Here is a 12,372-nt window from a genome sequence, read left to right as displayed (position 1 = left end):
GGCAGGTTACTGTGCCGAAATGCTCGACCATTGTGCCTGAACGCTCTCTCGAATCAGACGAACCGGCTCAAACCGCTCCGAAGACATCCTTCATCGCCGCATACTGCAGCAGCATGATGGTCTTGGCATCGCAGATCTCCCCGCGATAGAACGCCGCCAGCGCGTCGTCGAACGTCCACTCCAGCACTTCCAGTTCTTCGGTTTCTTCCTCCAGCCCGCCGCCATCGCTGACTTTCGAAGAGGCGTCGTACTCGGCGATGAAGAAATGCAGCTTTTCAGTCACTGAACCGGGGCTCATGTAAGCCTCGAAAACCTTCTGCACATGGTGGACGCGATAGCCGGTTTCCTCTTCGGCCTCGGCGCGAATACGCTCTTCAGGCGCAGCGCCTTCCAGAAGCCCCGCCGCCACTTCAATCAGCAAACCATCGTGGCCGTTGACGAACACCGGCAGCCTGAACTGACGGGTCAGCACGACGGTTTTCTTCTCACGATTGAACAGTAGAATCGCCGCGCCATTACCCCGGTCGTAGACCTCGCGAGTCTGACGCTGCCAGTCGCCGTTATTGCGCAAATAATCGAAGGTAATTTTTTTCAGCAGATACCAGTCGTGGGACAGCACCTGGGACTCGATGATGTTGACCCGCTCGGCTGTGTTCGACATGACAATCCCATCCTTATGTTCGTCAGAAAGCGTCCATGTTAGGCGAAAACAGAAAAGCCCGGCGACTGCCGTAGTGCTGTTCATTTAGACGAGACTCTTCAGTCATGCCGACCTTTGTGGCGAGCGAGCTTGCTCGCGTTGGGCTGCGTAGCGGCCCCAAAATCTGACAACCATTGCCGATTTTTGTGAGTGCTACGCACTCAAGCGGGAGCAAGCTCCCTCGCCACAGGTTTCTCTGACTCAAGACTCTCTAAAGTGAACAGCATTGCGGCGCCCCTCATGAAAGTTGCGCCTTGTATTCTTTCTGATACTGCCCGGCGAGGGTTTCTTTCTGTTGGTCATCGAGTAACTTGCCGGCCATCTGAAAGAACTTCTGCTCCTCCTCTTTGAGGTGGTGATGGACCTTCTCCGAGAGCTTTTTCGCCGTTGCCAACCAGGACGGACTGGACATTTCGGTCGCATCCAGCGCTTCCATCATCTCGTCCATTTCGTGGTGTTCGGAGATGGCGTGACGGCTAAGATCCACGCCGTTGTCGAACTCCATCAGCGGCATGTAGAAATGGCGTTCTTCAGCGGTTGCGTGGGCCTGAAGCTCGGATTTGAGCCGTTTGTAAGCCTCGACCCGTTCCGGGGTGTCGCCACGGGTTTGAATCAGTGCATCGGCATAGCGGCGCTGACGGTCGTGGCTTTCGCGCAAGGCTTCAAAAATGTTCACGGGCGGTCCTCACTGGGTGCGCTCAGCAATGATGCTGTTCAGGCTAGACATTACCGGGGCCCCGGGGGTTCCTTGGGCTTCGGGGGATAGAACAATCACCGCAACCGGGATAGGCTCCGTGTTCACTGCCATAAGGATGTGTTGCCTATGACCTTGCGAATCGAATTGTCGAAAAACGCCACTCAGGAGGAGCGCGAAGCGATCCTCACACCGCTGCGCGCCTACAACGCCTCAAAGGCCGGGGCCACGGTGTCGGAGCAGATTGCTTTGCTGGTACGCAATGACAGCGACGAGATTCTCGGCGGGCTATATGGCCGAGTGTTTTACCAGTGGTTTTTCATTGAGTTGTTGTCGGTGCCAGAGCTGGCCCGAGGACAAGGGATGGGCTCGAAGCTGATGCAGATGGCCGAAGACCTGGCGCGGGAAAAGGAATGCGTGGGGATCTGGCTGGATACCTTCGACTTCCAGGCGCCGGAGTTTTACAAGAAGCACGGCTACAGCGAGTTGGGGCACATCACCGATTACCCGCCGGGCCACAAGCGCTTCTTTTTCCAGAAGCGTTTGGGCTGATTAAAACGCAAAACCTTGTGGGAGCGAGCTTGCTCGCGATAGCGGCGGGTCAGTCGATATCAATGTCGAATGACAAACCGCTATCGCGAGCAAGCTCGCTCCCACAGGAACTGCATCTGCCCAACAACCGGTGCACGAGGTGCCTGCTTACAAACAGGTCGCCAACGCCGCCAATCGGCGCTTGGCGACAAAATCATCGTGCTGCGCGTAGTAGCTCAATGCTGTACCGGAGGCATCGGTAGTCACGTCCACGAAGGACTCGGCCGAACGGGTGTAGACCGTCGAGCCACCCTTTTTGCCCGGCTGCAAATACGCGCCCGCATCGACGCCGAACACCGCTTCGTCCTGCCAGGCAAATTGCACGCACTGGGCGACAACTTTTTCCGGTTTGTCCGAGGTCAGGGTTTTGTACGGGGTTTTGGTGCGGGCGTCATTCATCGCCGATCCGGCACAGCCCGCCAGCAAGGTTGCGGCCAGCGCCACCATCAGAATTCGCATTGCGTTCGCTCATCAAGAAAAAGCGGACTGTATCACCGCGGCGCGGCGTATCGTTCTGCTTTACTTCATTTATACCGCGACACCGCGCAACGATTCGCGCACCCTGTCGCGCCATTAACGCCGCATCGCCCATTTTTCCGGGCACATTTTTCTGGAAAGGTCATGACACCCAACGCCGAATACTACAAACCGACCGCTGAATACGCCGACAAGCTGATCAGCCAGATCGGTCAGACGCCTTCCTGGATCGCCAAGCGAATTGGCGTCACCGACAAGCGGATTCGCTACATTCTCGATGGCGAAAGAACCGTCAAAGGCGAAACCACGCCGATCCAGATGACCTACCCCGAGCAATTTGCTCTGGAGTGTCTGGCCGCAGCCGCCAAGGCGAGCAAAAAGCAGTCTTCCAAGGAGTGACCATGGCGGCAACCGAACAGCAACACGAGCAGGCGCTGAAGAAGTTTCTCGATGAACGTCCTGAGCTGCGCGTCGAACTGGATAACCTGAATCCACTGTTGGCCCAGGCCAAGGGTGTGACGGTGGCGCAGTACCGCGACGAGCGTTTGCATGAGGCGTTCGAAGCCGAGGCCGAGCGCCTGGGTTTGTTTGCCTGGGAGCTGACGCTGCAACTGACTGCCGCCACACCTGAGGACTACCAGGCCCAACGCCTGGAGGTGCATAGGGAAGTCGCGGAGATGGCCGGCATGGACTGGCTGGAGTATTGCGAGTTATATGGGTTAGCCAAATAATCATCGCTGCTCAAGGAAGCTTTCGTCGATGCTGCCTTCGCCCTTAAGTACCCGGGCCACACCGGGCCATTTGCATACCCATAAATGGCGCGGGCGCATCGGCCTGTCGCTGGTCGCCAGTTTGTCGGTGCTCGCCGGCATGACCGATGCCATCGGCTTCATGGCCAGCGGCGACTTCGTGTCCTTCATGAGCGGCAACACCACCCGTCTGGCCGTGGCGATCAGCGATGGCGACCTCGGGCTGACCCTGCGCCTGATAATCCTCGTGGCCACATTTGTCGCCGGCAACGCCTTGGGCATTGTGGTCAGCCGTTTCGGTGGTCGTCGGGCGTTGCCGTTACTGCTGTGCATCGCCACCCTGCTCTGCGGCGCTGCGGCCTGGCCCTACGAAACGCAATTGCCGGCGCTGCTGGCGACGATCATCGCCATGGGCATGCTCAATGCCGCCGTGGAAGAAGTGAACGGCCTGCCGGTCGGGCTGACCTACGTCACCGGCGCGTTGTCGCGGTTTGGTCGCGGGCTGGGGCGGTGGATGCTTGGCGAGCGGCGCAATGGCTGGCGAGTGCAATTGATCCCGTGGGCCGGGATGTTTTTCGGCGCGGTACTTGGTGCCGTGCTGGAACATCATCTTGGGCTCAAGGCGCTGTTTGTCAGCGGGCTGCTGGCCGGGGTGCTGGGGTTGCTGTCGTTGAAGATTCCGCGGCGTTGGCAGTTGGGGTATATGCCGCGCTGAATCTTGCATTGACTGTTCGGGCCTCATCGCGGGCAAGCCCGCTCCCACAAGGACTTGTGTGATGCCAAAGATTGCAGCTTCGCTACATAACCTGTGGGAGCGGGCTTCTGACGGGGGTGCTGGGTTGCTGTCGTTGAAGATTCCACGGCGTTGGCAGTTGGGGTATATGCCGCGCTGAATCTTGCATTGACTGTTCGGGCCTCATCGCGGGCAAGCCCGCTCCCACAAGGACTTGTGTGATGCCAAAGATTGCAGCTTCGCTACATAACCTGTGGGAGCGGGCTTGCCCGCGATGGCGGTCTACAAGTAAACGCCCTTCGCCGCCCCGCCGATAAAGCTTTATCATGGCCGCAGTTTTGCTGATCGAGTCCGTCATGAAGTTTGCCATTGCGCTGTTTTCCGCCGCCCATGCGCCCTCCTCGCGCCGTGCCTTGTTGTTCGCCCAGGCAGCGCTGGCCGGCGGGCATGAGATTGTCCGGCTGTTTTTCTATCAGGATGGCGTCTACAACGCATCTGGCAGCGTGGTCACGCCTCAGGACGAGCAGGATTTGCCCAAGCAATGGCGCAACTTTGTCACTGAGCAACAACTCGATGGCGTGGTCTGTATCGCCGCCGCCCTGCGCCGTGGGGTGTTGAACGAGGAAGAAGCCCAGCGCTATCAGCGTGAAGCGGTAGCGGTGGGTGCGCCGTGGGAATTGTCCGGCCTCGGCCAGTTGCATGACGCGGTGCAGGACGCTGACCGCTTGATCTGTTTCGGAGGCGCTTGAGATGGCTAAATCCTTGCTGATTATCAGCCGTCAGGCGCCATGGTCCGGGCCGAATGCGCGGGAAGCGCTGGATATCGTGCTGGCCGGTGGCGCCTTCGATCTGCCGATCGGCCTGCTGTTTCTCGATGACGGCGTGTTCCAGCTCGCTGCTAAACAGGACGCCAAGGCGTTGCAACAGAAAGACCTGAGCGCCAACCTGCAAGCCTTGCCGATGTTTGGTGTCGAAGACCTGTTTGTGTGCGCTGAAAGCGCCGCGGCTCGTGGTCTGGACCCAAATGGTCTGTCGCTTGAAGAAGCCCAGGTGTTGGCCACCCAGGAAATCACCGCCCTTATTGACCGTTACGACCAAGTGATCACCCTCTGATGTCGACTTTGCATGTGTTGTCTCATTCCCCTTTCGGCGACGACCGCCTGAGCAGTTGCCTGCGCGTGATCGGCGCCAACGATGCGCTGCTGCTGAGTGGCGATGCTGCTTATGCCTTGCAGCCAGGCACCGCACCGTTCAGCGCGCTGCAGGCTCGCAGCCTGAAACTGTTCGTGCTGGCCGAAGATGCTCAAGCACGGGCTCTGCAAGTCCCGGGCTGGGCCAAGGCCATCGATTACCCGGCCTTCGTCGAACTGTCGATTCACTACGACAAGGTCAACAGCTGGCTATGAAATCCCTGACGGTCGGCGCCCGCGCCATTGAACTGGACAAGGACGGTTTCCTGGTCGAACTGAATGACTGGTCTGCCGAGGTGGCCGCCGCCCTCGCCGCTGCCGAAGACATCGAGTTGAGCCCGGAACACTGGGAGATTCTCGAACTGCTGCGCCGTTTCTACGACGAGTTCCAGCTGTCCCCGGCGACCCGCCCGCTGATCAAGTACACCGCACTGAAACTCGGCCCCGACAAGGGCAACAGCCTGCACCTGAACCGACTGTTCAAAGGCACCCCTGCCAAACTCGCCGCGAAACTGGCGGGCCTGCCCAAACCGACGAATTGCTTATGACCGACTATCCAGCATTAACCCTCGAAACGCCCGCCGAGCACCCGTTCGCCCAGTTCGTGCGGATTCTTGGCAAGGGCAAACGTGGCGCCCGCGACCTGACCCGAGAAGAAGCCCGCGAGGCCATGGGCATGGTGCTCGACGACAAGGTTGAAGACACCCAGCTCGGCGCGTTCCTGATGCTGTTGCGACACAAGGAAGAAAGCGCCGAGGAAATGGCCGGGTTCACCGAGGCTTTGCGTAAACGCCTGAACCCACCGGCGCTGGCGGTCGATCTGGACTGGCCGACGTATGCCGGCAAGAAGCGTCACCTGCCGTGGTATCTGCTGGCGGCCAAGTGCCTGGCGCAGAACGGTGTGCGCATCTTCATGCATGGCGGCGGCGCGCACACGGCCGGTCGGCTGTACAGCGAACAATTGCTTGAGACGCTGAACATTCCGTTGTGCCGTAATTGGCAGCAGGTCGGTGTGGCACTCGATCAGGGCGGCCTGGCATTCATGCCACTGATCGATTGGGCACCGCAGTTGCAACGGATGATCGACCTACGTAACACCTTGGGCCTGCGCTCGCCGATCCATTCCTTGGCGCGGATTCTCAACCCGCTGGGCGCTCGTTGCGGCCTGCAAAGCATTTTCCACCCCGGCTACCAGGCCGTGCACCGCGATGCCAGCGGTCTGCTCGGGGACACAGCGATCGTCATCAAGGGCGATGGTGGTGAAATCGAGATCAACCCGGACGCCGACAGCCACTTGTATGGCACCACCGGCGGCGAAAGCTGGGATGAAGAATGGCCACAACTGTCGACCCAGCGCCACGTCAAACCGGCGAGCCTGGACCCGGAGCACTTGAAAACGGTGTGGCGTGGTGACGTGGTCGACAGCTACCCGCAAATGGCGCTGATCTCGACCATGGCCCTGGCGTTGCGCGGCCTCGGCCAGACCCGCGAGCAAGCGTTCGAAACCGCCCAGCAGTATTGGGATGCAAGGGACCGATCGATTTAACCGATCATAAACGCCCAACCTTTGCGCTTTTTGTTCGAACCTATGCGCATAGACTCCTCTCCAACGCTTATTGGTTGAGGAGTTTTGAACATGGGTTTGTTAGTCGAAGGTCGCTGGCAAGATCAGTGGTACGAAAGCAAGGACGGCACGTTCCAGCGTGAACAAGCACAGCGTCGCAACTGGCTGACCGCCGACGGCAAGCCAGGCCCGACCGGTGTCGGTGGTTTTGCCGCCGAGGCTGGTCGCTATCACCTCTACGTATCCCTCGCCTGCCCATGGGCTCATCGCACGCTGATCCTGCGTAAGCTCAAAGGGTTGGAAAACCTGATCGATGTGTCGGTGGTCAGTTGGTTGATGCTGGAAAACGGCTGGACCTTCGATAAAAACCTGGGCTCGACCGGCGACAAGCTCGATCACTTCAATTTTCTGCACCAGCGCTACACCACCGATACCGCCGACTACACCGGCCGCGTCACTGTGCCGGTGCTCTGGGACAAACAGACAAATCGCATCGTCAATAATGAATCGGCGGAGATCATCCGCATGTTCAACAGTGCGTTCGATGACTTGACCGGCAATGATCTGGATTTCTACCCGGCGCCATTGCGGACCGAGATCGATGCGTTGAACGAGCGGATTTATCCAGCGGTGAATAACGGCGTCTATCGCGCAGGGTTTGCCACGTCGCAGCAGGCTTATGAAGAAGCGTTCGATGAACTGTTTGGTGAGCTGGATCGGCTGGAGCAATTGCTGGGCGCGAACCGGTACCTGACGGGTGAATACCTGACGGAAGCGGATATTCGGCTGTTCACCACCCTGATTCGTTTTGATGCGGTGTATTACGGGCACTTCAAGTGCAACCTGCGGCGGATTGCCGATTATCCGAATCTGTCGAACTGGCTACGGGAGATGTATCAGTGGCCGGGGATTGCCGAGACGGTGAGTTTTGAGCACATCAAGAATCACTACTACGGCAGCCACAAGACCATCAATCCGACCGGGATCGTGCCTAAAGGGCCGGCGCAGGATTTCACTGCGGCTCATGATCGGGCGCGGTTGAATGGGAAAGGGGTTTGGCGCAAGGCCGAGTTCTGATCTGAAGCAAGGGTGGTTTTTAGGGCCCCATCGCGGGCAAGCCCGCTCCCACAGGTTTGTGGTGAAGCTGCAATCTTTCGCATCACACAAATCACTGTGGGAGCGGGCTTGCCCGCGATGGAGGCGACTCGGTGTTCAGACCTGCGCCTGAGCCCCCTCAAACCACGCCAATTTCTCGCGCAATTGCACCACCTCCCCAACAATCACCAGCGTCGGCGCATGTACTTCATGCTCCGCCACCAGCCGTGGAAGGTCAGCCAAAGTACCGGTAAACACCCGCTGATTGACCGTGGTGCCCTGCTGGATCAACGCCGCCGGGGTATCGGCCGCGCGACCGTGCTTGATCAACTGCTCGCAGATAATCGGCAAGCCCACCAACCCCATGTAAAACACCAGGGTTTGTGCCGGCGCGACCAGGTCGGCCCACGGCAAATCGGTGGAACCGTCCTTGAGGTGCCCGGTGACGAATCGCACCGACTGCGCGTAATCGCGGTGAGTCAGCGGAATACCGGCATACGCCGCGCAACCGCTGGCTGCAGTAATGCCCGGCACGACCTGGAACGGGATGCCATGGGCCGCCAGTTCTTCGATCTCTTCACCGCCGCGCCCGAAGATAAACGGATCGCCGCCCTTCAACCGCACCACGCGCTTGCCGGCCTTGGCCAGATCCACCAGATGCTGGTTGATCTGCTCCTGAGGCACGGCGTGATCGGCGCGGCGCTTGCCGACGTAGACCCGCTCGGCATCGCGACGGCACAAATCCAGAATCGCCGGCGCCACCAGACGGTCATACAGCACCACATCTGCTTGCTGCATCAGACGCAAGGCGCGGAAGGTCAACAGGTCGGGGTCACCCGGCCCGGCGCCCACCAGATAAACCTCGCCGGTAGCGACAGGTGCTTCGCCATTGATTTTCGCCAGCATCAAGCGCTCGGCCTCAGCGCCCTGCCCGGCCAGTTGCCGGTCGGCAATCGGGCCCTGAAATACATCCTCCCAGAACGCCCGGCGCTGCTGCACATCCGGAAACAGGCCTTTGACCTGAGTGCGGAAACGCGCCGCCAGACCGGCCAGTTGACCGTAGGTGGAAGGAATCCAGGTTTCCAGCTTGGCGCGAATCAAGCGCGCCAGCACCGGCGCATCGCCGCCGCTGGACACCGCAATGATCAATGGGGAACGGTCGACGATCGCCGGGAAGATCACGCTGCACAGAGCCGGCGCGTCCACCACGTTGACCGGCACGCAACGCCGATGGGCATCGGCGGAGACTTGCGCGTTCAGCGGTTCGTCGTCGGTGGCGGCGATAATCAGCCCGCAGCCGTCCAGATCCGTTTCGGCGTAGCCACGCACCAGGCACTCGCCACCGCTGCCGACCACTAGCTCGCGCAGTTGCGGTTCGATTTCAGGCGCGACCACCCGCAGCAGCGCACCGGCTTCGGCCAGCAGGCGGGATTTGCGCAAGGCAATCTCCCCTCCGCCGACGACCAATACACGACTGCCGCGAAGGTTATGAAACAGCGGCAGATAGTCCATTTAGCCGATGACCTCAAGGCCACCCATGTACGGCTTGAGCACCTCAGGCACACGGATCGAACCGTCGGCCTGCTGGTAGTTCTCAAGCACCGCCACCAGGGTACGACCGACCGCCAGGCCGGAACCGTTCAGGGTGTGAACCAGCTCAGGCTTGCCGGTTTCCGGATTGCGGAAACGCGCTTGCATGCGGCGGGCCTGGAAATCGCCGCAGTTGGAGCACGACGAAATTTCGCGGTATTTGTCCTGGCTCGGAATCCACACTTCCAGGTCGTAAGTCTTGACCGCGCTGAAGCCCATGTCGCCGGTGCACAGCGCCAGGGTGCGATACGGCAGTTCCAGCAGTTGCAGGACTTTCTCGGCGTTGGCGGTCAGGCCTTCCAGCGCTTGCATCGAGGTCGATGGTTCAACGATCTGGACCATCTCGACCTTGTCGAACTGGTGCTGACGGATCATGCCGCGAGTGTCGCGACCCGATGCACCGGCCTCGCTGCGGAAGCACGGCGTGTGCGCCACGAACTTGATCGGCAGCAGTTTCGAATCGACGATCTCGCCAGCAACGATGTTGGTCAGTGACACTTCAGCGGTCGGGATCAGGTACAGATCGGCCTCGCCTTCGCGGCTGATCTTGAACAGGTCTTCTTCGAACTTCGGCAGCTGACCGGTGCCCTGCAATGCAGGCGCCTGCACCAGGTACGGGGTGTAAGCCTCTTCGTAACCGTGTTCGTTGATGTGCAGGTTGATCATGAACTGTGCCAGCGCACGGTGCAGACGGGCGATCGGGCCGCGCAGCAGGGCGAAACGGGCACCGGACAGCTTGGCGGCGGTTTCGAAGTCCAGCCAGCCGAACTTCTCGCCCAGGGCCACGTGGTCCTGAACCGGGAAATCGAAGGCCTTCGGCGTGCCCCAGCGGCGCACTTCAACGTTGCCTTCTTCGTCATCGCCGACCGGCACCGATTCGTGCGGCAGGTTCGGGATGCCCAGCAGGATCGAATCCAGCTCGGTCTGAATTGCGTCCAGCTCGACTTTACCGGCGCTCAATTCGCCCGCCATGCGCTCGACGTCCGCCATCAACGGCGCGATGTCTTCGCCGCGCTGCTTGGCCTGACCGATGGATTTGGAGCGCGCGTTACGTTCAGCCTGCAGTGCCTCGGTACGGGTCTGGACGGTCTTGCGCTGTTCTTCCAGCGCTTCGATGCGCGCAACATCCAGCGTGTAGCCACGGGATGCCAGGCGGTCCGCTACGTCCTGAAGGTTGCTACGTAACAGTTTGGAATCGAGCATGTCGGTTTCTCGTTATCAAAGTTTGGTCAAGGACAGGCCGGCCCAAGTGGCGAACAGCCCGCCGAATACGCTGATGGCCGCATAACCCAAGGCCAGCGGCACTTGCCCGGTTTCGAGCAGGCGCACCGTATCCAGTGAAAAGGATGAAAAAGTCGTCAGCCCCCCGAGGAAGCCGACCATCAACCCGGCGCGCACCGCAAACGGCACCTCCGGGCGCATCAAAAACAGACCGTATAGAACGCCGATCAGCAAACAGCCCACGATATTAACGGCCAGCGTCGCGGTATAGAAGTGCCGCGGCCAATTCGCGTTGATCCAGTTACCGGTGGCGAAGCGCAATAGCGTACCGGCGATACCGCCGACAGAAACGGCAACGATCAATGGAATCACTATTTTCTCCGCTGCCGTGGGCTTAGACGATCAAGCTGCGCGAGATGGTTAAGCTTTTCGCCAATCTTCAACTCCAGGCCGCGAGGCACTGGTTGATAGAACCGTTGTGGTTCTAGCTCGTCCGGGAAGTAGTCTTCGCCAGCGGCGTAGGCATCCGGTTCATCGTGGGCGTAACGGTATTCGTCACCATAGCCCAATTGCTTCATCAGCTTGGTCGGCGCGTTGCGCAAGTGCAGCGGCACTTCGAGCGAACCGTGTTCGGTGGCGCAGCGCATCGCGGCTTTGAAACCCATGTATACCGCGTTACTTTTCGGCGCGCAGGCCAGATACGTAATGGCCTGTGCCACCGCCAACTCGCCTTCGGGGCTGCCGAGGCGCTCCTGCACTTCCCACGCCGCCAGGCACAGGCTCAGGGCGCGAGGGTCGGCGTTACCAATGTCTTCGCTGGCCATGCGCACCACGCGCCGGGCCAGGTACAGCGGGTCGCAACCGCCGTCGATCATCCGCGCAAACCAATACAGCGCGCCATCGGGATTGGAGCCGCGCACCGATTTATGCAGCGCGGAGATCTGGTCGTAAAAGGCTTCGCCGCCCTTGTCGAAGCGTCGACGGGTATCACCGAGCAGACTTTGCAGCAGATCGACGCCGATTTCGCTGTTGTCTTCGGCCAGGTCCGAGGCGTTTTCCAGCAGATTGAGCAGACGCCGGCCATCGCCATCGGCGGCGGACAACAGCATCTGGAAACCTTCATCGCTGAGCGTCAGTTGCCGCTTGCCCAACCCACGTTCTTCGCTCAATGCGCGATGCACCAGCTTGCGCAGGGCCGCTTCGTCGAGGCTTTTGAGCACATAGACGCGAGCCCGGGACAGGAGCGCGTTATTGAGTTCGAACGAGGGGTTTTCGGTGGTCGCACCGATGAAGATCAGCGTGCCGTCTTCAACGTACGGCAGGAACGCATCTTGCTGGGACTTGTTGAAGCGATGCACTTCGTCGACGAACAGGATGGTGCGCTTACCGTACTGCCCGGCCTGTTGCTTGGCGACTTCCACCGCCTGACGGATTTCCTTCACGCCGGCCAGTACCGCCGAAACCGTTTCGAAGTGCGCATCAGAGACTTCCGCGAGCAGCCGCGCCAGAGTGGTTTTACCCACCCCCGGCGGCCCCCAGAAAATCATCGAATGCAGGGCACCCTGCTCCAGCGCTTCGCGCAAAGGCTTGCCGCGAGCGAGCAGGTGTTCCTGACCGACGTACTCGTCCAGATTGGTCGCGCGCAGGCGTGCGGCCAAGGGCTGAGCGATCGGGGCACTGCGAAACAGGTCCATCACGTGCGGTTGAAACCTCGCTTTATTACGCAGTTCTCAAGTCTGGCGAAATCCTGTGGCGAAGGAGCTTGCTC

The 12,372-nt window shown here is 60.1% G+C and carries 17 protein-coding genes; 10 read left to right on the top strand and 7 right to left on the bottom strand.

What is annotated here, in order from left to right:
- Positions 1–67: 67 nt before the first annotated feature.
- On the bottom strand, positions 68–661 hold the full coding sequence (locus AB3226_RS24560; RefSeq protein WP_367374960.1) for an NUDIX domain-containing protein: 594 nt from the start codon (positions 659–661) through the stop codon (positions 68–70).
- 277 nt (positions 662–938) lie between these two features.
- Positions 939–1,376 (bottom strand): hemerythrin domain-containing protein, encoded by a 438-nt coding sequence (locus AB3226_RS24555; RefSeq protein ID WP_367374959.1) that lies wholly within the window; start codon positions 1,374–1,376, stop codon positions 939–941.
- 147 nt (positions 1,377–1,523) lie between these two features.
- Between AB3226_RS24555 and AB3226_RS24550 the strand changes: the two genes are divergently transcribed.
- Positions 1,524–1,946 (top strand): GNAT family N-acetyltransferase, encoded by a 423-nt coding sequence (locus AB3226_RS24550; protein WP_367374958.1) that lies wholly within the window; start codon positions 1,524–1,526, stop codon positions 1,944–1,946.
- A gap of 147 nt (positions 1,947–2,093) precedes the next feature.
- On the opposite strand, the gene AB3226_RS24545 is transcribed toward AB3226_RS24550, so the two are convergent.
- Complete coding sequence (locus AB3226_RS24545) at positions 2,094–2,444, bottom strand: hypothetical protein (protein ID WP_007904889.1); 351 nt, start codon at positions 2,442–2,444, stop codon at positions 2,094–2,096.
- A 162-nt stretch (positions 2,445–2,606) separates the two neighbouring features.
- Here AB3226_RS24545 and AB3226_RS24540 point away from each other — a divergent pair, with 162 nt between their 5' ends.
- The 9 genes from AB3226_RS24540 to AB3226_RS24500 all read left to right on the top strand — a co-directional run bounded on the left by AB3226_RS24540 (position 2,607) and on the right by AB3226_RS24500 (position 7,775).
- A complete protein-coding gene (locus AB3226_RS24540) occupies positions 2,607–2,861 on the top strand; it encodes a hypothetical protein (RefSeq protein WP_008008546.1) in 255 nt (84 codons plus the stop codon).
- 2 nt (positions 2,862–2,863) lie between these two features.
- Positions 2,864–3,193, top strand: a complete 330-nt coding sequence (locus AB3226_RS24535; RefSeq protein ID WP_367374957.1) for a DUF6388 family protein — start codon at positions 2,864–2,866, stop codon at positions 3,191–3,193.
- Between the two features lie 28 nt (positions 3,194–3,221).
- Entirely contained in the window at positions 3,222–3,926 is a 705-nt protein-coding gene (locus AB3226_RS24530) for a YoaK family protein (protein WP_367374956.1), read from the top strand.
- A gap of 374 nt (positions 3,927–4,300) precedes the next feature.
- Positions 4,301–4,693 carry a sulfurtransferase complex subunit TusD gene (gene tusD / locus AB3226_RS24525; protein WP_367375840.1) on the top strand — a complete coding sequence of 131 codons (393 nt, stop codon included), beginning with the start codon at positions 4,301–4,303 and terminating at the stop codon, positions 4,691–4,693.
- A gap of 1 nt (position 4,694) precedes the next feature.
- A complete protein-coding gene (gene tusC / locus AB3226_RS24520; protein ID WP_367374955.1) occupies positions 4,695–5,057 on the top strand; it encodes a sulfurtransferase complex subunit TusC in 363 nt (120 codons plus the stop codon).
- Positions 5,057–5,350: a sulfurtransferase complex subunit TusB gene (gene tusB / locus AB3226_RS24515; RefSeq protein WP_367374954.1), complete on the top strand. Its 294-nt coding sequence runs from the start codon at positions 5,057–5,059 to the stop codon at positions 5,348–5,350. Before tusC ends, tusB begins: the two co-directional genes overlap by 1 nt.
- On the top strand, positions 5,347–5,682 hold the full coding sequence (locus AB3226_RS24510) for a TusE/DsrC/DsvC family sulfur relay protein (protein ID WP_367374953.1): 336 nt from the start codon (positions 5,347–5,349) through the stop codon (positions 5,680–5,682). Before tusB ends, AB3226_RS24510 begins: the two co-directional genes overlap by 4 nt.
- Positions 5,679–6,680, top strand: coding sequence for a glycosyl transferase family protein (locus AB3226_RS24505; RefSeq protein WP_367374952.1), 1,002 nt, complete (start codon positions 5,679–5,681; stop codon positions 6,678–6,680). Before AB3226_RS24510 ends, AB3226_RS24505 begins: the two co-directional genes overlap by 4 nt.
- A 90-nt stretch (positions 6,681–6,770) precedes the next feature.
- Complete coding sequence (locus tag AB3226_RS24500; protein ID WP_367374951.1) at positions 6,771–7,775, top strand: glutathione S-transferase family protein; 1,005 nt, start codon at positions 6,771–6,773, stop codon at positions 7,773–7,775.
- Between the two features lie 135 nt (positions 7,776–7,910).
- Here the strand turns inward: AB3226_RS24500 and cysG are convergent, their stop codons facing one another.
- The 4 genes from cysG to AB3226_RS24480 are packed head-to-tail and all read right to left on the bottom strand — an operon-like array spanning position 7,911 to position 12,298.
- Positions 7,911–9,305: a siroheme synthase CysG gene (gene cysG / locus AB3226_RS24495; RefSeq protein WP_339526181.1), complete on the bottom strand. Its 1,395-nt coding sequence runs from the start codon at positions 9,303–9,305 to the stop codon at positions 7,911–7,913.
- Positions 9,306–10,586, bottom strand: a complete 1,281-nt coding sequence (gene serS, locus AB3226_RS24490; RefSeq protein ID WP_367374950.1) for a serine--tRNA ligase — start codon at positions 10,584–10,586, stop codon at positions 9,306–9,308. It abuts the gene before it with no gap.
- 15 nt (positions 10,587–10,601) lie between these two features.
- A complete protein-coding gene (gene crcB, locus AB3226_RS24485) occupies positions 10,602–10,976 on the bottom strand; it encodes a fluoride efflux transporter CrcB (RefSeq protein WP_367374949.1) in 375 nt (124 codons plus the stop codon).
- The gene (locus AB3226_RS24480) at positions 10,976–12,298 is read right to left on the bottom strand and encodes a replication-associated recombination protein A (protein WP_367375839.1); all 1,323 of its coding nucleotides are present in this window, start codon (positions 12,296–12,298) and stop codon (positions 10,976–10,978) included. The genes crcB and AB3226_RS24480 overlap by 1 nt, the downstream gene beginning before the upstream one ends.
- Positions 12,299–12,372: the final 74 nt, after the last annotated feature.

Source organism: Pseudomonas lini (assembly GCF_964063345.1).
Classification (GTDB): domain Bacteria; phylum Pseudomonadota; class Gammaproteobacteria; order Pseudomonadales; family Pseudomonadaceae; genus Aquipseudomonas; species Aquipseudomonas lini_B.
Note: the sequence above shows the minus strand (reverse complement) of the source record. Positions and strands in the feature narration are given on the sequence as shown.